Below are 23,307 nucleotides of genomic sequence, written 5' to 3'. Positions count from 1 at the left end.
GCGATAGCGCTTTCAAGAAATCCAGACGGCAATAGTTGGATACAGCATTCTTGAGAGAGTAATCGGTACGGGCCGTACATTCCTTACATGACGTTACTTACAACAAGGAGAGGAGTTCTGAAGACGTTATTTGGAAAGAGGAACAACTGATGAATTGCAACCGGAAGGCTTTTCTTATATCAGAAAGTTAAATGGAGGGATTAAATGTTTGGACGTGTAATGAAAAGAGGGTTCTTGTTCTTTCTTATGATCAGTTTAGTGTTAGGCAGCGGTGGTCAGTTTGCCGGCAAGGTCTACGCCGAGGATATAAATAGCTATGAAGCTGAAGCGGATGGGAATATTCTGACGGGTAATGCGTCAATTTCTGACCACCCAGCGGCTTCCGGAGGGAAAAAAGTTGGCGGCATGTATCAAGGCAGCTCCTTGTTGTTCAATAATGTGACCGTAAACGAGCCAGGGAATTATAAAATTACAGTGTATTATATTTCTGGCGATTCGCGCCCGTTTAATATCAGTGCCAATGGCGGTGACAAGCAATTTGAAGAACCGTCCAAGACTGTGGACTGGGATACGGTAGGCACTTATGATGTGACGCTTCCGCTGAACGCGGGTGCTAATACCATCTTGATCGATGACAACAACTGGTATTCTCCGGACATCGATAAGATCGTAATCCGTGGACTGGACGACAGCGATCCAGGTGAAGGACCCGGGGGTGACTGGAAGGAGAAGCTGCATGGGGTGATCCTGGAAGCCGAGGCTACTGAGAATATGCTTACAGGCAACGCCAAAGTGGCGGACAGCAGTGTGGGCTCTGGCGGTAAAATCGTAACGGATCTGAACAAAAACAGTTCCTTACAGTTCACAAATGTTGCAGTACCAGCAGCGGGAACGTATTTAATCCGCATCTCCTATATTTCCGGCGATCAACGTCCTGTCTATATGCAGGTTAACGATGGACTGGATGAAATGATCGACCTGCCAAAGACGGCAAGCTGGAGCACCGTGGGAACCTATGATGTGGAGGCCTCTTTGGTAGAGGGTTTGAATACTATCACCTTCTCAGATCATGATTGGTATTCTCCAGATTTCGACCGGATAGAAATTATTCCTTATACCCTCAGCTATGAAGCAGAATCTCCACTCAATGATTTGACAGGTGAGGCCCAAGTTTCCGAAAGTCCGAATGCTTCGGGTGGTCAGAAGGTAGGGTACTTGAATAGCGGCAGTTCCATAACCTTCAACAAGATTACAGCCCCTATGACTGATGATTACCGAATCACAGTCGCCTATATTTCAGGTGACCCACGCAGCTTCTACGTTAGTGCGAATGGTGGAGCAGAGCAGTATTATGAGCTGCCCAAGACACCGGACTGGGATACGGTTGGAATGTATGAACTTACACTGTCACTGAACGAAGGCGAGAATACAATCAAATTTACAGATGGCAACGGGTATGCGCCAGATCTGGACCGAATTATAGTTGAACCAGCCATGGGTGTGGATCCTAATCCCCCAGTAGAGGAGGACGGTGATTTAGGAACACCGGGCGCTTCGAAGAACTACGGAGCTATCACAGTTACCGAATATACTTACGGATTGCTTGTATCAAATGGCCAATATGAAGTGTCCTATAATACCAAGTCTGGATATGCAAGCTATAACTGGGCTGACGGACAGAAGCTGCATGGGATCTATAGCAGTATCAAAATCGGCGATACGCTCGTTGAGACTACAAGCTATGAGAGTCATACAAGTGTTGGTGCTCCGGTAGACATTCAGGATGGTTTCGGCAAAGGCGTGGAGCTAACTTTTGTCCACACTTCCACAGGAAAACCGACGTTAAAGCAGGTCTACAAGTTTTATGACGATCAAAAGTATTTTCTGACCCGTCTGGATGCGGCCAGCGATACAGCGGTCAAGACCAACTATATGTCACCTATTACCGTAAAACGTACAGGTGGTGTGGATATCGGAGCTAGTGCGGATAATCGTGTGCTTACGGTTCCTTTTGACAATGATGCTTGGATTCGTTATAAATCTCAATCTATGAATCGTGCAGATACCAGCTATGAGATGACGACTGTGTTTAACAACTCGACACGCAGCGGCCTTGTGCTTGGCTCTGTAACTCATGATACCTGGAAGACAGGCATCGACTGGAAAGGTTCCTCCAATCGGCTGAATGAGCTGGTCGTATATGGGGGTGCAGCTAGTGATGTTACCCGGGATACCCAGCCTCATGGCAGCTTAAGTGGAACAAACTTGTCCTCACCTATGATCATGGTAGGGGCCTTCAGTGATTACCGTACAGGGCTTGAGGAGTATGGCAAAGCTAATGCGATCATTACACCTGCACTTGCGCTAAACCCCGAGCTGCCACAAGGCGTACCGGTTGGTTTTAATAGCTGGGGAGCTTACGAGGGTACGCTTTCGTATCAAGATGTAGTGGATGTCTCCAATTACTACAAAGAGAATCTGCAAAATTTCAATAATAACGGCAATGTATTTATTAACATGGATTCTTATTGGGATAATCTGAATGATAAGCAGCTGACTGACGCCGTATCGGTTATTAAAGGGAATGGCCAGCATGCGGGTATTTATTGGGCACCGTTTGTATACTGGGGCAACAATATGGACCAGATTGTAGAGGGATCTGACAATAAATATACTTACGGCGATATTGTCCTTAAGGATGCCGCGGGTCAACCGCTGCCGACTCTGGACGGGGCTTTTCCTTTGGATGTAACACATCCTGGTGCCCAATTGCGCATGAACTATTTTTTGGACAAATTTAAAGCTCTGGGCTTCACCTTCATCAAATTGGATTTCTTAACGCATGGTTCGCTTGAGGGGCAACATTTCGATCCAACTATAACGACAGGAATCCAAGCTTATAATGAAGGAATGCGTTATGTGAAAGAACGTCTGGATGGAAAAATGTTCATTAGCGCATCAATTGCGCCAATTTTCCCGAGCCAATATGCGCATAGCCGACGAATTTCCTGCGACACCTACGGCAAGATCAATGAAACCGAATATATGCTGAATTCATTAACCTATGGCTTTTGGCAAAATGGCACGATCTACACCTACACCGATCCTGATCATTTGGCATTGGCCCGTGCTACCAGCTTGACTGAAGCGCGTACCCGTATGAACTCTGGCGTTATCGCTGGAACAGTACTGCTTGGCTCTGACGATGTTAACGATCCAAAAGCACAGGAGTACATGACCGCTTTGTTCAACAACAAAGATGTTCTCGATTTAGCTTTAAAAGGAAAAGTGTTCAAGCCACTTGAAGGAAATACAAACGCCAATGCCGCCGATACTTTTGTTATGAAGGATGGCAATGATTATTATCTGGCCGTATTCAATTACAGTGCATCTGCTTCGGCAGATAAGCAAGTTGATCTTGGCCGCGCTGGATTGGATACTGCAGAGATTTATACTAAGCAAGATCTCTGGACAGGAGAGGTTTCCTCTGCCACAGGAGCTATGAAATTGTCCTTACAGCCGACAGAGTCGAAACTGGTAAAATTGACGGCTGCACCTAAGAAAGTAACCGGTATAACACTGGATAAGACAGAGCTTGCGTTGACCGCTGGTGAAACCGGTAAGTTGACGGCTACAGTATCGCCGGATGATGCGACGGATAAAGCAGTACTTTGGACTTCGAGCGATACCTCTGTAGCTACCGTAGTGTACGGAACAGTAACCGCTGTAGAAGCTGGAAAGGCCACCATTACTGTGGAGACGGTAGATGGTGGGTTCAAAGCATCGGCAGAAATCACAGTCAAAGAGGCCTCTACAGGAGAGCCGGGAAATCCGGGAGAGCCTAGTAATCCGGGAGAGCCGGGAAATCCGGGAAATCCGGGAGAGCCTAGTAATCCAGGAGAACCGGGAAATCCGGGAGAGCCTAGTAATCCAGGAGAACCGGGAAATCCAGGAGAGCCTAGTAATCCTGGGAATCCAGGAAACAATGGGGGTACCTCTGACAGTACTTCGGGTCAAGAGAATGCTGCGGGCACTTTGATTCTCATGCCAGATATGCTGAAAGTGGACAGTGCTTCTGGTCAGGTAGTGGTTGAGATTAAAGGGGATATTCAGCAAGTTCAGTTATCCTCTGCTGTAGTCCGACAGTTGGCGAACCACACCCTAGTTTTGAATGCGGGTAAGCTCTCCTTGCAGGTACCAGCGGAGCTAATTCACCAGCTACAAAACAAGCTGCCAGAGGGACAGTGGGAAGATAGCACGATTGCACTGAAGATGGTGAACCTCAGCAGCAAGGCCGATGAGTTGGTTGCTACAGTGGCTAGTTCTACTAATGCGGCTGTTGTACTCAAGGGAGACATCTATGAATTTAGTCTTTCTATTACCACCAAGTCAGGCATTACAGACACACTCGCTACATTTGATAAGCCAATAACACTCATCATGCCAGTGGCAGAAGGCTTCAATGCTAAACGAGGCGGTGTTTATAATATCGCGGACAATGGCAGGCTGGAATATATTCAAGCTGATTATGCTAACGGTGTATTAAAAGCTGAGGTCAGCCACTTCAGCAAATATGCTGTGCTGGAGTTGAACCGCATCTTTGTCGATGTTCCGGCCAATCACTGGGCTAACCCAGTAATCCAAGAGCTGGCGTCCAAGCTATATGTGCAGGGCACAAGCAAAGTAAAGTTTGAACCAAGCCGGGCAGTTACACGTGCCGAGTTCACTTCGATGCTTGTTCATGCCCTTGGACTGACCGCGACAGGAAAAGAAAGCTTTGCTGATGTTGCTCCATCTGCCTGGTATGCGGAGCCTATCTCAATCGCTTACAAGGCGGGAATCGTGAGTGGCAGAAGTGTGTCCAAGTTTGAGCCGGGCGCACCAATCACCCGTGAAGAAATCACGGTGATGCTAATGAAGGCTTACGAGCTGAACAACGGCGTAACAGCCAATGGTGCAACAACCAACGGTGCAACAACTAACGGTACAACAACTAATGGCGCAAAAACCAATGGTGAAACAACCAACGGTGCAACTGCCGCAGCGTTCACCGACATGAATCAGGTGTCTGCTTGGGCCACTTCTTCTGTAAATGAAGCGGCCAGCCTAGGACTGATTCAAGGTCAAAGTCATGAACGGTTTGCACCAAAAGGAATCGCTTCGCGCGCAGAAGCGGCTCAAGTGATCTATAATTTGATTTTGAAGTAAGCTGAAATGACTACAAAAGAGCGACTCTCCATTAACCGGAGAGTCGCTCTTTTTGATAGATCAGTTAATGAAATTAGCTACTTTATCGAACTTTACTAATAGATACTACATTACTATTAGGTACATTGCTATTAGGTACATTACTGTTTGGCAGTTACTAATACCACACTTTACTATCTATCGGAACTTACTCCAGTAAAGTAGAATCCCGTGCAAAAGTCGAGCACACCCCAGCAAAGTAGAATCCCGTGTAAAAGTAGAACACACTCCAGCAAAGTAGAATCCCGTGTAAAAGTAGAACACACCCAGCAAAGTAGAATCCCGCGCAAAAGTAGAGCACACCTCAGCAAAGTAGAATCCCGCGCAAAAGTAGAACACACCCCAGCAAAGTAGAATCCCGCACAAAAGTCGAACACACTACGGCAAAGTAGATCATAGTTAGAACACATCGGACCGTATCGCAGCTATTTTGGATATTTGAGTCATTTTACAAAGATTTCGGACTGTATAGCTCTTATTGCTATAAAAATGTCCAGAATTACTGTGCAAATGAGTCAATAGCTGCATCTGAGTCCGATAGCCGAGCAAAATGCCCTGATTCATCGAAATAGGGTCCCCTCGGTCCGATGCGTATGAGGAAGGAGTATAAGTAGAGCACACCTCAGAAAAGTAGAATCCCGCGCAAAAGTAGAGCATACCCAGCAAAGTAGAATCCCGCGCAAAAGTAGAGCATACCCAGCAAAGTAGAATCCCGTGCAAAAGTAGAACACACCCCGGCAAAGTAGATCATAGTTAGAACACATCGGACCGTATCGCAGCTATTTCGGCTATTTGAGCTATTCTACAAAGGTATCGGACTGTATAGCTCTTATTGCTATAAAAATGTCCAGAATTACTGTGCAAATGAGTCAATAGCTGCATCTGAGTCCGGTAGTTGAGCAAAGTACCCTGATTCATCGAAATAAGGTACCCTCGGTCCGATGCGAATGAGGAGGGAGCATAAGTAGAACACACTCCGTCAAATTAGAATCCCGCGCAAAGTCGAACACATCGGACCGTATTGCAGCTATTTCGGATATTTGAGCTATTCTACAAAGGTATCGGACTGTATAGCTCTTATTGCTATAAAATTGTCCGGAATTATTGTGTAAATGAGTCAATAGCTGCATCTGAGTCCGATAGTCGAGCAAAATGCCCCGAATCATCGAAATAAGGTCCCCTCGGTCCGATACGAATGAGCAGGGAGCAATACTACCGAGCGATCTAAACGATCCCATCGATCCCATCAAATCCAAGGAGAAGCGACCCAAACGATCCCCGCAATGGAGAATCCCCTCGTCACCGCTCCTACACCTCTTTTTGGGGTAAACGAATCTGCACAGTGGTGCCTATTCCTAATCTGCTAAACACTTTAACGCCGTAGTGCTCACCAAATTTCAGTTTGATGCGGCGATCAACGTTAGTGATTCCGTACCCTCGTCCAGGCTTATCCTCAAGCAAAGAGCTGAGGGTCTCGCGGCTCATCCCCATGCCATCATCGATTACTGACAAAATAATATCGTTCGCTTCCATGACACCTTTGATATGAATATTTAGCGGACTTTCTTGGCTCCACACGGCATGAAGCACTGCATTCTCCACAAAAGGCTGTAAGGCAAGTTTGACTGTAGAGTAGGGCAGAATCGCTTCATCCACTGTGTAGGTAATGTTCAGTTGTCCTTTAAAGCGGATTAGCTGAATGGCGTTGTAGCTCTGGGTCAGCTTTAATTCCTCGTGGATGGTCAATATACTTTTCCCTTTATTCAGGGAGATTCGATAAAACTTGGCTAGATGAAGCACCAAATCTTGTATACGCGTATCTTGATGTTTTAGGGCAAGCGACGAGATGGAACCCAGTGTGTTGTACAGAAAATGAGGGTTGATCTGCGCTTGCAGCAGGTCAAGCTCGGCTTCCTTGCTCTGCAGCTCCTTCTGATACACCTCGGTAATGAGACTTTTGAGCCGGGTGGTCATTTGCTTGAAGGCAAAATGCAGCTGGCCAATCTCATCATTTCCCAAATGTTCTTCTGTACTATGATTGAAATCCCCCCGTTCCAGGCGGCGGATCATCCGGATTAAAGTACGGATACGCTTGCTGAATAGCGACGCCGTAATGTAAATCAGCAGGAGGGCCACGCCAATAAAGCCCAGTGAGATTTTGATAATCAGATCTGAGAGTGATTTAGCATCCTGAATAATGCTGTCATAAGGGAAGATGGACACGGTTTTCCATCCATTTTTGAGCGTGTTATAGACGGCGAAAGCCTTTACCCCTTTGTAAGTTGTGTCAAATCTGCCCGATGGCGATTCATCGAATTTCTGATCAAGCAATTCCGGCAGGCTCGTATTTAATAAGTGCTTGTCTGCTGCTGAGAGAATAAGCCCTTTGTCATTAATAATAAAAATATCTTTCCCGCCCGCTTCTTCCTCCATTAAAGAATAGATTACCGATTCGGAGATTCTGAAGACTAGAATACCGTAGGGATATTGATTGCGGTTATTGTTCAAAAATCTTGCTAAGGTAAACATGGCCGGACTATCTTCGGTTTGCGGTGAGGACAGATGAATGATATTCCCGTGTGACTGCTGAAGCTGCTTGAACAGCTCGGTCTTTTTAACCTCAGCTGTTACCGGCTTGATATAATAATCATCTTTGGGAAGTGATTCATTGTCCGAATAAATGAAAACGCTATCAAAATCAGGATAGGCAGTCATTATCGTGTCCATGCGGTTGCCTATATATTGATAGACATCCAGATAAGAAGGATCATCCTGGTATTCACTCGTGAGGTAGCTGGCAAGTCTGTTATCCAGGTAGATGGAAGCTGAAATATGTTCATAGCTGTCCAGCTTGTTTTCCAAATTTTTATTAATCTGAGCTGTTGAATTCATCATATTGCTGTAAATCTGATCCGTTAATTTTGATTTTGTTAATTCGTAGGAAAGGTAGGCGAAAAGCATCATCGGAACAATGGTCACTAGCACAAATACGCTGAACAGCTTGGAACGAAAGCTCAAATCAATAAAAGGCATATAAATATATTTCCTATATATATGGCGCATAGAAGAAGTCCCTTCTTTACTGTAAATTCGCTGTTTGCCATGTTCATCATAGCAGACTAAATATCGAAATCCAATGCTCGAATCTGCCGAAACTCCTTTAAAAAGCGCTATCATTCGGAGGATTGAAGTATAGAAAGCCACCTGTTGCGGACTTAAGATGAATAGGAGAGAAGTTGAATCGAGATGTGGCTCGACATGCTGCACTAAATAAAAAGGGAGGGTATTTGATGCATAAAGCAAGCGCTATCAAAACAGTCAGAGGCAATAATCTGTGGTACAGATTAAAAGAGCAGAAATGGTTATTTTTGCTGATGCTGCCTGCCTTAATTGCGACATTGCTATTTTCTTATGGTCCTATGTTTGGGATGTATATGGCGTTTACGAATTATCAGCCGGGCGGAGGAACGTTTTTTCAACAATTTTTCCATGCAGAGTTTGTAGGCTTCAAGTGGTTTGAGTATTTCTTTACTACCGGAGATTTCTACCGTGTAATGCGTAATACGCTCGCTACAAGCTTGCTGACCTTGTTATTCGGATTTCCAGCGCCGATCATACTCGCACTTGTACTGAATGAAGCTAGGCAGGGATTTTTCAAAAGATTTGTACAGACGGTTTCTTATCTGCCGCATTTTATCTCATGGGTTATCGCTGCAAACATCGTGATTACGCTGCTGGCTTCCGATGGGATGTTTAACAATTTACTGGTGACGTTGGGCATTGTTCAGGAACCGGTTGCTTTTCTACAAAATGGACCACTATTCTGGTGGATTATCGCTTTGTCTAACATGTGGAAGGAAATGGGCTTCAGCGCCATTATGTATCTTGCTGCAATTTCCGCTATTAATCCAGAGCTCTACGAAGCAGCAAGAGTGGATGGAGCCAGTCGCTTCCGGCAAATGTGGCATATTACGTTGCCAGCCTTGCGTCCAACCATTGTTATTTTAGGGATTCTAGCCGTCGGAGGCATTTTGAATGCGGGCTTTGAACAACAATACCTGCTGCAAAACAATACCGTGCTTGAGTATTCAGAGGTTATCGATATTTATGCATATAAATACGGGCTACAAAACAGCATGTTCTCCTACGGGGCGGCCGTTGGGGTATTTAAATCCGTGATTGCCTTTATACTTGTTGTAATTGTGAATCGTATTTCTAGAAAAGTGAACGACCAAGCGTTGTTCTAAACACGAAAAAGAGAGGAGCGCTTGTGATGATTTCGAATAGATACGGGGATCATATTTTTAAATTTATAGTTTATTTCATTCTTATACTTGTGTTGTTAGTTACCTTTCTGCCTTTTTGGAATATTCTCGTTCTTTCATTAAATGCTGCTGAGGATACCGTACGTGGTGGCGTCTATTTATGGCCCAGAGTCCTCACCTTTGATAGCTACAGTCAAATCTTAAAAGATAGCGAGATTTTGAATGGCTTATGGGTTACTGTCAAACGTACCGTAATTGGAGCGCCGCTATCTGTCCTTGTCATTACGATGCTTGCTTATCCGCTAAGCCGCCGGAATTTGATGGGACGTAAAGGATGGAATCTATATTTTGTCTTCACGATGTATTTTGGAGGCGGACTGATTCCTTATTACATGGTGCTTAAAGCGCTGAATATGATTGACACGTTTTCCGTATTTATTTTGCCAGGGTTGATGAATGTCTTCTATATGATTATTGTCCGTACCTTTATGGAGGGGCTGCCTGGTGAGATCGAGGAGTCGGCGAAGGTAGACGGGGCGAATGACCTGACGATTTTCTTCCGGATTGTTCTACCTTTGACCACACCCGTGCTTGCGACTGTAGGACTTTTTCAGGCAATCTCACATTGGAATTCGTGGTTTGACTCCTATGCGTTTACCTATAGTTCTGACTTAAAGACCTTGCAAGCCGTACTCGTGAAAATATTAAGTCAATTCCAAACCGGAGGCATGGTATCGCAATCGCAAATGCTAGCTAACTCGGCTAAGCGGAATGCGGTTTCAAGTGATACTATCCGGATGGCAGCGACGATGGTGGCAACATTGCCTATCGTACTGGTATACCCATTCCTGCAAAAGTACTTTGTTAAGGGTATGACTTTGGGAGCGGTTAAGAGTTAATATGATTAAATAAACCGAACGTCAGCTGGAGAAATCTTGTCCGGCTGGCGGCCCTGAAGGGGGGTGAGCGGACAGACTTGCTTGGTTGCTTGATAGACTTATGAAGTAACTTACTTAATGGGAGGAATTAGGGTGTCTATGATAAAGAAAAACAAATGGTTGAACGTGAGTATTACTGCCGCATTAGCCGTTGGTGTATTAGCGGGTTGTGCTTCAAATGATGGAAAAAACAATACAAACCAAACGGCCGGAGACGATAAAAAACAAGAGCCGATTACATTGACCTGGTTTGATTCAAATACCAAGGGTGAGCCTTTCACTGATGCTATTGCGCAGGAAATCACCAAAAAAACGGGCATTTCGATCTCAATCCAGCAGCCAACGGGTAATCCTACGGAAAAGCTGAGCTTGATGCTAGCCAGCGGTGACTATCCAGATGTAGTTGTAATGAGCCGGGGTGATGCTTCTCTCGATAAATACATTACAAGTGGCGCATTTATAGCACTCGATGAGTTAATTGAGAAAAGTGGACCAGACATTAAAGAAATGTACGGCGACACATTGATCAAAACACGTTATAAAGATGGAAAAAACTATTACCTAGCTAACTGGTATGGCCTGGATAGTGATCCTGTCTTCGGTATGCTGATGAGAAAAAATCTGGTTGCTGACCTGGCTCCAGATAAGGCAGATGGCTCCACCCCACTCACAACGGATGAGTTTGAAGCACTTTTAAAGAATTTTAAAGAGAAAAACAAGACAATTGATGGAAAAGAAACTGTTCCAATGACGATGAACGGTGAAAATATGGGCGCCAACCTGGGTACATTTAAAGGGATGTGGGGTCTGAGAACCTACTACGATAATAATGGAACATTACAATATGATGTTAAGGATCCAAAGTATCGCGAGATGCTGCTTTATGTGAACAGTCTGTATAGAGAAGGTCTAATCGAAAAAGAATTTGCCATCAGCAAAACACAAACCTGGATTCAAAAGCTGGCTACCGGCGCAGTGTTCTCCACACCAGGCGCATACTGGGACCCAGGTAACGCAAATGGGACTCTGAAGAAGGATGGCGGAGATGATAATCAGTTCTTCCCGTACAAGGTTGTAGCACCAGGCACAGAGACCTCCCAAACAACATTCGGACCAAGAAGCTCACTTGGATGGGATGCTATTGCCATTACGAAAAATAACAAACACCCTGAAGAAACTATCAAGCTGTTCAACTACCTAGCGAGTGACGAAGGACAACATTTGCTGCTATGGGGTAAGGAAGGCGAGCAGTACACCATGGTGGATGGAAAGAGACAACCAGACCCTGCATTCCTGCAAAGCTTCAAGGATAACTGGGACGATGCTGTGAAGAAGAGTGGTGTTCGTAAATGGTTGTGGTTTGTTAAAAATGGTCTGGATGCCAATGAACAGCCATACGATATGGCCGTTAAATACCAACGTAGTGAAATTGACGAAATGGCCATTAAGAGCCTTGGAGATTCCGTATGGGATACAGCAGAATTTGATAACTTAGGTCCTGACGGCGGAACGCCTGAAGCGCTGACCGCGCAAAAAGTAAAAGATATTATGGACCAAAGCATTACGAGAGTAATCATCGCTCCTTCTGAAGCCGAAGCCAATTCTACATTCGACAAGATGCTTGCGGATATGAAAAAAGCTGGGGATGAAAAAGTAGAAGAAATCTTCAATCAGAAGTATAGCGAACGTATGGAATTGTGGAACTCAAAATAATATATTTATCTATGTAAAAGCTTCCTCTCTGCATTTCAGCAGAGAGAAGCTTTTTTTGTTGTATAAAAAAACTAAACCAGCCGATTAACATGTGCATTCCTGCGGAAATCAAGCGGGGCTTGATGATAGAATTTTTTGAATTGATGATAGAAATGACTGACATTCTCGAAGCCGGATTCCAAAGCGATATCGACCACACGCAGCTCGGTAGTGAGCAGTAGGTTGCGGGCTACATTGAGCTTTAGCTGGTTGATATATTCCGTAGGTGTCTGGTTCAAGTATTGCCGGAAGGCACGGTTCACATGGCCGGCGCTTCTCCCTGACAGCTCGTACAAGGCATGAAGTCCACGGTGCAAATTATCCTTTAAATGCATTTTGGTTATGGCATGCTCTAGCCAGAGCGGGAATTCTGGTTGAGCGACTGTCTCTGCGGAGAAAAAATGCTGGGTGAGTGTATCGACGAGCAGGCCTTTTAGAAAAATCCGGGACTTAACCTTGTCTAGGGTTGATAGGATGCGAATGCGTTCCATAGAACGGATGAAACTAGCCATTTCCAGCTGAGATAACATGGCGATTCGGGGGAGAGGCGTGTTCAGCAATCCGTGCAAAAACTCCTCTTCATTCAGATAAGTTAAAGCATCTTCAATGAGGCTTTTGCGGCAGGGAATGTTCAGGAAACGGCAATCGCTATCACCATCTGCTTCATATCTGTGGGTATCACTGGGCCGAATAAAGACAAGGCAGCCCGTCTGAAGCAGCTGCGCTGTCCCGTTAACAATATGCTGACATCTGCCTTCTGTGAGAATGAAAAATTCATAGAAATCATGCGTATGCTCTGGAGATACCTGACTTAAGGACTCCACCCAGAAAGGGTCTGCTAGTAGTTCAGGATTCATATGGCTTGCCTCGGTGTATTTGAGCATGTTCGTCCTCCAGGGTATTAGTGATGTTAAAATAGCACATGATTCTCGAGAACACAACACAAGAAATATAAAGATATTATTGATAGACTTGATCTTTAAGAAGGCAAAATAGCACATTTTGGAGGCGGGAGAAAATGCATCTTGTAGATCTAAATGGAAAATGGAAAATGAGACGTCTGCATGAGCCGAGCTGGCTGGAGGCTAGTGTGCCAGGTTCTGTCTATCACGATTTATTGAATGCCGGAGAAATGCCGGATCCGTTCTATCGTGAGCAGGAATATGAGGTTCTGGAATTATCCAATGACGATTACGAATATCAGCGTTGCTTTCAAGTGGAAGCTGAAGTGTTACAGCATGAGCGCGTATTTCTGCTGTGTGAGGGGTTGGATACGTTATGCGAGCTTTTTGTGAATGGAAATAACATTCTGAACAGTGATAATATGCACCGGACGTATGAAGTGGACATTAAGTCAGTGTTGAAGCAAGGCGATAACACCATTCACGCGATTTTCCGTTCCCCAGTGGAATTTGCTCTGCGGAAGCAAGCGGAGCTGCCGCTTAGCAGTTGTGCTGATGCAGTGGAGGGAATATCCCATCTGCGCAAAGCACATTCCATGTTCGGCTGGGACTGGGGTCCGAAGCTGCCCGATCTTGGAATCTGGAGAAGTCTCTCCATTCAGGGGTATGACAGTGCCCGTGTTGACGATGTTTATATTACACAATTTCACGAGCCGGATAAGGTTACTCTGGATGTTCGGGTAAGAACAGAGAGCTGGCAGGAGGTTGAACGGGAAATCGTAGTCAGCGTTCACACTCCAGCAGGTGTGGCCGTTGAACGTCGTGTGTTCGAAACTGCCGGAGAAGATCATCATATTACACTGGAAATTATCGAGCCAGAGCTGTGGTGGCCGAATAATCTGGGTGCACAACCCCTGTATAACGTCGAGGTTGTGCTGTTACAGAAGGGACAGGAGCTGGATCGTCGAGAACTGCGGATTGGATTAAGAACGATTTCTGTGAAGCAGGAAGAAGACCAGTGGGGACAATCATTCGCTTTTGAAGTCAACGGCGTGCTTATCTTTTCTACAGGTGCTGATTATATTCTGGAAGATAATCTTCTGCCTCGCGTGACTATGGAACGCACGGATCGCCTGCTCCAAAGCTGCGTGGCTGCTAACTTTAATACTATTCGCGTATGGGGTGGCGGTTATTATCCTGACGATTATTTTTATGATCTATGCGATGAATATGGGCTTATTGTCTGGCAGGATCATCTGTATGCCTGTGGAATCTATGCTCTGACAGAATCTTTTGAGGACAATATCACACATGAGACGATCGACAACATGAAGCGCCTGCGCCATCACGCATCGTTAGGCTTGTGGTGTGGCAACAACGAACAGGAGATGGCTTGGGTCGATTGGGATTGGGAGAATCATTATTCGCTCCAGCTAAAGGCCGACTATATCAAGCAATATGAAGTGCTTCTGCCGGCTATCGCTAAGGAAGTTGATCCCAATACCTTTTACTGGCGTGCCTCTCCTTCCTCTAAAGGAAGCTTTGATAAGCCGAATGACGAGAACTATGGAGACATGCATTACTGGGGAGTTTGGCATGGCAAGGAGCCTTTTACCGATTACCGGAAGCTCTATCCGCGTTATATGTCTGAGTTTGGCCTGCAATCCTTCCCAAGCTTGAAGACGATTGAATCCTTTACGCTGCCGGAGGATCGCAATATTTTCTCCTATGTCATGGAGTCCCACCAAAAGAACAATACCGGAAATGAGAAAATTCTCTATTATATCGGCGAGACCTACAAATATCCGAAGGATTTTGAATCTATTCTCTATGCGTCCCAGCTTATCCAAGCCGAAGGCATGCGCTGTGGCGTAGAGCATTGGCGTAGACATAGAGGGCGCTGCATGGGCGCATTGTATTGGCAGTTGAACGATTGTTGGCCGGTTGCCTCTTGGTCTAGCATCGATTATTATGGCCGGTGGAAAGCAATGCATTATACGGCTAGACGTTTTTTTGCTCCAGTTCTTGCTTCTGCACATGACGAAGGAACCGTAGTTTGTCTGCATGTCTCTAATGAGAGCCGAGAGAAAGTGAGCGGTGAATTAAGATGGAGACTGCTTACTCCGACATCAGAGGTTCTAATGGAAGGTGCGAAGTCGGTGAAGATTGAGGCTTTAAGCAGTGCCGAGTTCGATCGGCTTGATTTTGGTCATGTCTTGGATACAAAAGAGAAGAAACGTGAAGCCTATCTGGAATATGTATTTGAGGTAGAGGGGGAGACGATAAGCGGGGGAACCGTCTTGTTCGTTAAGCCGAAACACTTCAGCTTTGTTGATCCTGAGCTTGAAGCCGTAGTCACAGAGGAAGCAGAACAATTCGTTATTACTGTGAAGTCAAAAGCATATGCCCGTTTCGTTGGACTTGATTTCAAGGAAAGAGATGCGATCTTCAGTGATAACTATTTCGACCTGTCAGCTGGCATTTCAAGAATCGTTACGGTTGCCAAAAAAGATCTCGACAAACCAGCTACAGCTGAGGAACTGCGTGCCCAGCTTACTGTACGTTCCGTCTTTGATATTTAAGCAAAAGGTTATTTTCCTACTATATCCTAGGCTACCAATCTCCAAATGACAGTTTGATGATATATATTCTAGTGGTTTAGATCCTGTGTATAGATAGATCAATATTTTACTATAATAGGTATAGATATTAAGATTGTATACCCTTCCATTTCACTCTAAAATAGACTTCGAAGAAGCATTAACTACAAACAATAAACGTTCTATTGAGCTACCTTAAGGAGAGTGCAAACATATTATGGGTATTTATTATGACGACAACCGCAAGGTGTTTCATTTACAGTCAGAGAAATCCAGCTATATTATTGAAATGATCAAAGGTGTTATTCCAGCGCATGTCTACTGGGGCCCAAAATTGGCAGGGAGAGAATTTCAACACCCGTTGAATTTGGTGGAACGTTGCTCTTTTAGTCCAACTTATTTGCAGGAGGATAAAAATATCTCCCTCGACACCTTGCCAAGCGAATTCCCTTCCTATGGAAACGGGGATTTCCGCGAACCGGCACTGGAGGTTCACCTAGTAGATGGCACGACCGTAACGGATTTCCGTTATAAGAGCTACACCATTAATAAAGGAAAACCTGCACTCAAAGGTCTGCCTGCTACTTATGTTGAAAGTGATGAAGAAGCAGAGACCTTGGAAATTATACTGCAAGATGATAAAACAGGATTGATCGCTGCCTTGAGCTATACTGTATTTAACGATCAGGATGTTATAACACGTTCCGTGCGGATTGAGAATCTGGGTAAGGACAATCTGGTTTTGAAAAGAGTATTAAGCGCGAATGTTGACTTCCATGATTCTGACTATGACATGCTGCAATTATCCGGTACTTGGACTAGAGAACGCCATATTCACAAAAGACCCCTCGTTCCTGGCATCCAACGGATTGACAGCAAACGCGGCTCCAGCAGCCATCAGCAGAATCCTTTTATGGCCTTGCTTGCAAAAGATGCGACAGAGGACCATGGCGAAGTTTATGGATTCAGCCTTGTGTATAGCGGGAGTTTCCTCGCCCAAGCAGAAGTGGATCAATACGGAATTTCCAGAGTAGGGATCGGTATTCAACCTTTTAACTTTCAGTGGTTGCTTGAACCGGGCGAATCCTTTCAGGCACCTGAAGCAGTATTAGTAAGATCCAGTGAAGGGCTTGGCGGTTTATCGAGAACCTATCACCGTCTGTATCGGACCCGGTTATGCAGAGGTGAATTCCGCGATAGCAAGCGTCCTATTCTGATCAACAACTGGGAAGCGACTTATTTTAATTTTAACGCGGATAAAATCAAAGAAATTGCTAAAGCAGGCAAAGAGCTAGGCCTGGAGCTGTTCGTGCTGGATGACGGCTGGTTCGGCAAACGTGATAACGACGACAGCTCCCTGGGAGATTGGGTAGAGGATCGTCGCAAGCTGCCTGAAGGTCTTGGAAAGCTAGGCGAAGATATCACGGCAATGGGCATGGAATTCGGATTATGGTTCGAGCCAGAAATGGTATCGCCTGAAAGTGATCTTTACCGTGAACATCCAGACTGGTGTCTCCATGTACCTGGGCATAAAAGTTCATTAGCCCGCCAGCAGCTAGTGCTGGATTTATCCCGTAAGGATGTATGTGATTATATCGTCGAGTCAGTTAGCTCGGTATTATCATCCGCTCCGATTACTTATGTGAAATGGGATATGAACCGGAATATGACGGAGATTGGATCAGCGCTTCTTCCAGCCGAACGTCAACGTGAAACGGCACACCGTTATATCCTTGGACTTTATGATGTGCTGGAACGTATCGTTTCCCGTTTCCCTCATATTTTGTTCGAAAGCTGCTCCGGCGGGGGCGGACGATTTGACCCGGGAATGCTGTATTATATGCCACAGACCTGGACTAGCGATGATACGGATGCAGTGGAAAGATTGAAGATCCAATACGGAACAAGTATGGTGTATCCTGCGAGTTCAATGGGTGCCCATGTGTCGGCTGTTCCTAACCATCAGGTACATCGTATTACACCTTTGGAGACACGTGGTCATGTCGCGATGTCGGGTAATTTCGGCTACGAGCTGGATTTGACCAAGCTTACTGAAGCTGAGCGCGAGGATATCCGCAAGCAGGTTTCGGAGTACAAGGAACTGAGAATGCTGATTCAGTACGGTGATTTCTATCGACTGCTTAGTCCTTTTGAAGGAAACGAGACGGCATGGATGTTTGTTTCCGCTGATAAAAAAGAAGCCTTCGCCACCTACTTCCAAGTTTTGGCCGGGCCTAATCCACCGTTGCGCAGATTGCGTCTGAAAGGACTCGACCCTGCGAAATCGTATAAGCTTGAGTTTAACGGCGGAGTATACAGAGGGGATGAGCTGATGCACTTCGGACTCACGCTTCCACAGCTCGAGGGCGATTTCAGAAGCTTACTTTTCGTGCTTAGAGAAGTTTAATCAAAAAAGGAGGGTGCCCCAAAAGCCATTGGCTGCTGAGCACCTTCCTTTTTTTTCTCCTTTTTTGAGTTCTTTTGTGACTAGCTGCGCGCCCGAAGCTGTTATTGGATGGGGTGTTTAGCAGAATGTTTACCTAGCCTTAGCCGGGGATAGCGGGCTCGAATAAGGGTGTTTAGCAAGATGCTTTGCTAGCCAGGTGCTGCCGTACGCGAATTAGTGCACCTTGTAAGTAGCTTGACGCCACTGGAATTGAGTGTTTATAACTCGAAGTCGGCGGGCTCAAATTGGTGCACCATGTAAGTTGCTTCCCCAGCCAACACGGTGCTATCGGACTCAAATGCCGCTATCCGCTCGCTTTTCAAACATTTAGTGTTTTATCGGACCGCATAGTCGCTATTGACTCTAAAAAGTACCTAATATGCACCTCTTTCGGAGGAATAGCTGCACTGGAGTCCGAAACTGTGCTCAAAAGGCGGAAAATTGGCAAATAGCGTCATCTGAGTCCGAAAGCGGCGGGGGAAGGGGGACTCGGTGCTTTCGGACGCGAATTAGGGTGTTTAGCAGGATGTTTACCTAGGCGGGGGCTGCCGTACGCGAATTAGGGTGTTTAGCAAGTTTCTTCCCTAGCCGTGGGCTAGCGTACGCGAATTGGTGCGCCTTGCAAGTTGCTTACCCAGCCAACACAGTGCTATCGGACTCAGATGCCGCTAACCGCAGTCTTTTCACACATTTGGAGTTTTATCGGACCGCATAGTCGCTATTGGCTCGAAAAGTACCTAATATGCACCTCTTTCGAAGGAATAGCTGCACTGGAGTCCGAAACTGTACTCAAAAGACGAAAAATTGGCAAATAGCTTCATCTGGGTCCGAAAGCGGGGGAGGGTGCTTGTGAGTTGGCACCACCAGATCTGAATGGTTACTACTTGCATCCACCGGCCCCGAATTCGCCTGCCACGCCTGCCACTCAGCTCTATCGAAGCCGAATAGACATGCCTAGCAACATCAATTTTCAAAAAACACATGTTTGGACAGGAACTCTAGGTCCTGCTCGCGGTAAGTGGAGGGGCTAACTCCAAAGTAGGAACGAAAAACTTTGCCGAAATAGCTGGCATTGTCAAACCCGGTGTCCACAGCGATCTGGTAGATCGTCTGATCTGTTGTTTTCAGCATAGATGCTGCCAGCTCGATCCGTCTCCTTCTTAAATACTCAAAAGGCGAGAGATTGATGTTTTTTTGAAATAGCCTGCAAAGATGATGTTTAGAAATTCCAACATGTGCGGCGACATCGTCTAAGCTAAGGTTATTATTGTGCAGATCATTTTTCATGAATTGTATAGCGGCATGGAGTTTGTCATTTTTTATATAGGTGGTTAACAAACTTGGTTTCTTGAGGTATTTCTCCATGGACAATATCCACTGAAAGGCTTTCCCCGTTAGAAAATGCAAATCTCTTTCTTCATCAACCTGGATGTCCTTGAACATACTCCACAATAAATCCATCGGAACCGATTCCTGAGGGAGTTCTATAATAGGACCGCCATGTGCGATCAGTTGGTTCCAGAGTGAAATAGCTAGAGGTCCTCGTACATTCAGCCAAATGAATTCCCAGGGCTCTGTACCTTCCTCCGGATAATAATATCTGTGTATACTGGGGACAGTCACTAGGAAAGCTTTGCCCTTCGTTAATGGGTGAACAACCCCGTCTATTTCAATTCTACCCTCTCCAGATAAGGTGTACTGAAAAATAACACAACTTCTCTCCGTCCGGTTCTGGCCGTTGAATGAATATGCCGGAGTTTCGGCTTGTTCCCAGCCAATAGAATCAAACAGAAGCATAGAAGCTTGTTCTTCCGAGCGAATGGTGTAGGAGGAGCGCAACATTAGCAGGTTTCCTTTCCATGGTTCGTTACTTCATTCAAAGTGTAAACTTTTTTGTTGATCTGTTCAATTTTTGTTTCATTTAATCTGCTGTCTTCGATATTGATAAGGCGTAATGCCATACTGATCTTTGAACAGCTTAATGAAATATTGTGGCTTTTTGTAGCCGACTAGATGTGAAATATCGAGCACATGTAAGTTGGAATCGATCAATAACTTGGAGGCCTTTTCCAAGCGTTTAGAAGAAATGTAGCTCGATAAATTTTCACCCGTCTCCTGCTTATAAAATTTGGACAGGTAAACAGGATGTAGGTGAACAATTTTCCCTAAGTCCTCCAGGCTCAAGCAATCACTAATATGATTGGAGATATAGGCTTGAATGGTATGAACAATGTTTTGATTGGAAAATTTAGCGCTTCTATCTAATTGGGTGAGACTCTGCAAGATGGATTGAAGAGCCGTATCTGGTTCTGATAATTGATTGAAAATCCAGTCTGCGACCTCACCTGATTGGATTTTATCGGTTGTGGAATACAGCAAATTAATGAATTCGAGCAGGTAGAGGAGCTTTTGTTTTTTGACAGTGAGCTTGGCAAAGTTTTTTAAAATGTTTTTTCTGGTTTGTTCCCATTCTCCAAGCTCTAATTTAGGGAGAGCACTAGAGGCACTCAGCATAGTAAAGTCACTGGCCCCAATATTTTCATTAAAAAAGAAATGATAAAAAATATGCCGAACAGCATGCTTTTGAGAAAATTCAAACGGCTCGGAAAAAGAAATGGAATCGACGCTGCTTGCCACAGTTTCGGTATTGGATTCTGGAATAATTCCAGTAATGGCTGATGGAGTGATCCAAATAAAGTCCCGTCCACCATTATGATCTTTTAACATCATTTCATCTTTCCCTCTAGGCCCTGAGACGTGAAAAAAGCAAAAGTGCTCATTCCGTAAAGCAGTATCGAGTGTGCTGTGATCATAACGTAGTGGGGAAGGTCCGCTAATAACAGAAAGCAAGTAACCTAGCCCATCTATCTTTTTCTCTGCCACTGGGGTTTTTGGGGGTTTCTCAGCGATACTCTTAATAACTTGACTCATGGCTTTTTCCATATCCTCTTTATCAACCGGCTTGAGTAAATAATCGAGTGCACCCAAACGAATGGCTTGTTGTGCATAATCAAATTGAGAATAACCGGAAAGGAAAATTACCTTGGTATTGAGCTTTTTCTCATGAACATGATGCAGTAAATCAATGCCGGATACCTCGGGCATACGAATATCTGTAATAAGGATATCTATATGATTCTGATTCAATAGCTCCTTGGCTTCAATCGAATTTGTTGTCGTCTCAATATGCTCAATTCCAAATTTGCTCCAATCCAGCAGGTGTTTTAAATATTCAACGATGTAATGTCCGTCATCAACTATCAATAATCGCATATTGTCCTCCTTCATCCAGCGAGAAATCTATGAATGCCAGCACGGATAAACCACCCCAGTCATTGATGAAGAACCGCAGTCCGCTTAATTCACCATACGCATTTTTGAGGCGATGATGAATGTTCCAAAGACCAATTCCTCTTGATCCTTCAGGTGGGGATTCATTCTCAAGTCTGGCCATTAGCTGGTGTATTTCCTCAGCAGTAAGCCCCTTACCGTCATCGGCAACAATAATTAATGCTCCAGTATCAAGTTCTTTTACATCTATAGTAACGCGATGAGCCCCTTGCTGTTCTTCAATCCCATGCTGAATTGCGTTCTCGACCATAGGCTGGATAATCAGTGGCATAATCAGATGCTCTCCCAGTTCAGGAGGCAGGTTGATTTCATAATTTATTTTTTTGGAAAGTGACATGATGGATAAAAAATGATCGGCAAGCTGCAATTCAGAAGCCAACGTAACATTATCTGAATTCATTTTTGTTAAATAACGATAGTACTCTGCTAAATGCTTGCTCATCTGCATTACGGCTTCCGGTGAAGTTTTTGCCACTGCCATAATAAAAAACAGATTATTGTAAAGAAAATGTGGATTGATCTGAGCCTGTAGCTGTTTCACTTCGGCGTTTCTGCGCAGCTCGGTTTCTATTTTTAATGAAGCGAATAAAGCCTGTATTTTGGCGACCATGTGGTTAAAGCTTTTAAATAGACTATAAAATTGATTGTCCGGGTTCTCACTAATTCTGGTGCTGTAATTCCCTTGTTCCACTTGGTAGAATTTCTTGTCGAGCAGATATACATTGCGATAATAGTTTCGATAGAACATAAAAATCACGATAAGACCAATGATCAAGATCATTAAGATGCTGACAAAAAACACCTGTTTATTCCGGTTAAGCGGATTCAAAAAATCACTCATTCGCGTATAGGTAACAAGATACGTATCAATCGGCTCAATATACTTTGATAAAACATAATAATCGTCATCGTTGATATGATAGTCAAACTTTAAAATTTCATGTGCATTGGGTGTTATCGTCTCCTTGGCTTTTTCCTCGATTCGAATATCCACCGCTTTATTGCTAATCATTAAACTCTTGTTCACAAGTAAAAAGGCATTGGAGCTCTCGCCGCCACTCACTGCTTTTTCTAAAAGACTTGTTAAATACTCCTTTTTCAGCTTAACGCCCACGATGTACTGAATATTGGCAGGATTTTTAGGTTCATGAATATAAGGATAGATTGAAAAATAATACAAATTGTTATTAACAATCTGCCAGCCTCGCTGCGTGACTTTCTGAAAGGGCTGTTTGGCAAGCGAATCATGACCCGTAAAAATAAAAGTGCCGTCCGATTTCCAGTAGATACCGATAGATTCAATCGCCTGACTGGAGAGAAGTGGTGCTGATATGCGGTCATAGATATCGTTTTTTTTCATCTGGGCATCGTAATTGTTCATCTCTTGTATTTTGCTTTGATAGAAACGTACGGAGGTGTCGGCTGTATATTGGATGCCATACAAACTTGCCTCAGAGATGATGCCATCCAGAATGCTTTCCGTATAGGCTAGCTGATTTTTGGAGGAGTTAACCAAGCTCTCTTGAATGGTTTTGGAACCTAGGGAGTTCATTACGAAAAACAAACTTAAGGTAAGTAAAAGGAAAAAAACGAAAAAATATATGAATCGTTTCATATTTACTTTTTTAATCATAAGCATTACTCCTGTCGCTAGGACTCGTGTGAATTCATCATAAGCCATATATTCCAAAAGAAAAAGAGAAGAGCTCTCGCAAAATGAAAGCGTTTATAAAGATGTTTAGCGAGTGGTTATGATATTTAATTTGAGACATTTTCGAATGAAAGCGCTTTTGTTAACATTAAACC

The 23,307-nt window shown here is 44.5% G+C and carries 11 protein-coding genes; 6 read left to right on the top strand and 5 right to left on the bottom strand.

Annotation, left to right across the window (positions count from 1 at the left end):
* Positions 1-204: 204 nt before the first annotated feature.
* The gene (locus NST94_RS21965; protein WP_339281279.1) at positions 205-5,208 is read left to right on the top strand and encodes an S-layer homology domain-containing protein; all 5,004 of its coding nucleotides are present in this window, start codon (positions 205-207) and stop codon (positions 5,206-5,208) included.
* Positions 5,209-6,555: 1,347 nt separating this feature from the next.
* Here the strand turns inward: NST94_RS21965 and NST94_RS21960 are convergent.
* A complete protein-coding gene (locus tag NST94_RS21960; RefSeq protein ID WP_339281278.1) occupies positions 6,556-8,424 on the bottom strand; it encodes a sensor histidine kinase in 1,869 nt (622 codons plus the stop codon).
* A 113-nt stretch (positions 8,425-8,537) separates the two neighbouring features.
* On the opposite strand from NST94_RS21960, the gene NST94_RS21955 reads away from it, so the two are divergent.
* The 3 genes from NST94_RS21955 (at position 8,538) to NST94_RS21945 (ending at position 12,163) form a co-directional block, all read left to right on the top strand.
* A complete protein-coding gene (locus NST94_RS21955) occupies positions 8,538-9,494 on the top strand; it encodes an ABC transporter permease subunit (RefSeq protein ID WP_051491272.1) in 957 nt (318 codons plus the stop codon).
* Between the two features lie 26 nt (positions 9,495-9,520).
* Positions 9,521-10,411 carry a carbohydrate ABC transporter permease gene (locus tag NST94_RS21950; protein WP_036683186.1) on the top strand — a complete coding sequence of 297 codons (891 nt, stop codon included), beginning with the start codon at positions 9,521-9,523 and terminating at the stop codon, positions 10,409-10,411.
* Between the two features lie 138 nt (positions 10,412-10,549).
* Entirely contained in the window at positions 10,550-12,163 is a 1,614-nt protein-coding gene (locus NST94_RS21945) for an extracellular solute-binding protein (RefSeq protein WP_038574721.1), read from the top strand.
* A gap of 71 nt (positions 12,164-12,234) precedes the next feature.
* Here NST94_RS21945 and NST94_RS21940 read toward each other — a convergent pair whose 3' ends face one another.
* Positions 12,235-13,086, bottom strand: coding sequence for a helix-turn-helix domain-containing protein (locus tag NST94_RS21940; protein ID WP_076128941.1), 852 nt, complete (start codon positions 13,084-13,086; stop codon positions 12,235-12,237).
* A 134-nt stretch (positions 13,087-13,220) separates the two neighbouring features.
* Here NST94_RS21940 and NST94_RS21935 point away from each other — a divergent pair, with 134 nt between their 5' ends.
* The gene (locus NST94_RS21935; protein WP_339281277.1) at positions 13,221-15,686 is read left to right on the top strand and encodes a glycoside hydrolase family 2 protein; all 2,466 of its coding nucleotides are present in this window, start codon (positions 13,221-13,223) and stop codon (positions 15,684-15,686) included.
* A 235-nt stretch (positions 15,687-15,921) separates the two neighbouring features.
* Entirely contained in the window at positions 15,922-18,111 is a 2,190-nt protein-coding gene (locus NST94_RS21930; RefSeq protein ID WP_248548350.1) for an alpha-galactosidase, read from the top strand.
* Between the two features lie 1,002 nt (positions 18,112-19,113).
* On the opposite strand, the gene NST94_RS21925 is transcribed toward NST94_RS21930, so the two are convergent.
* From NST94_RS21925 to NST94_RS21915, 3 genes are all read right to left on the bottom strand, one after another.
* Complete coding sequence (locus NST94_RS21925) at positions 19,114-19,992, bottom strand: AraC family transcriptional regulator (protein WP_076130289.1); 879 nt, start codon at positions 19,990-19,992, stop codon at positions 19,114-19,116.
* A gap of 75 nt (positions 19,993-20,067) precedes the next feature.
* Positions 20,068-21,423: a response regulator gene (locus NST94_RS21920; RefSeq protein ID WP_076186950.1), complete on the bottom strand. Its 1,356-nt coding sequence runs from the start codon at positions 21,421-21,423 to the stop codon at positions 20,068-20,070.
* On the bottom strand, positions 21,404-23,134 hold the full coding sequence (locus NST94_RS21915) for a histidine kinase (RefSeq protein ID WP_076130287.1): 1,731 nt from the start codon (positions 23,132-23,134) through the stop codon (positions 21,404-21,406). Before NST94_RS21915 ends, NST94_RS21920 begins: the two co-directional genes overlap by 20 nt.
* Between the last annotated feature and the right edge of the window lie 173 nt (positions 23,135-23,307).

This window comes from Paenibacillus sp. FSL H8-0282 (assembly GCF_037963825.1).
GTDB lineage: Bacteria > Bacillota > Bacilli > Paenibacillales > Paenibacillaceae > Paenibacillus_AQ > Paenibacillus_AQ odorifer.
The sequence above is the reverse complement of the archived record's forward strand: the minus strand, read 5'-3'. Positions and strand labels throughout refer to the sequence as shown.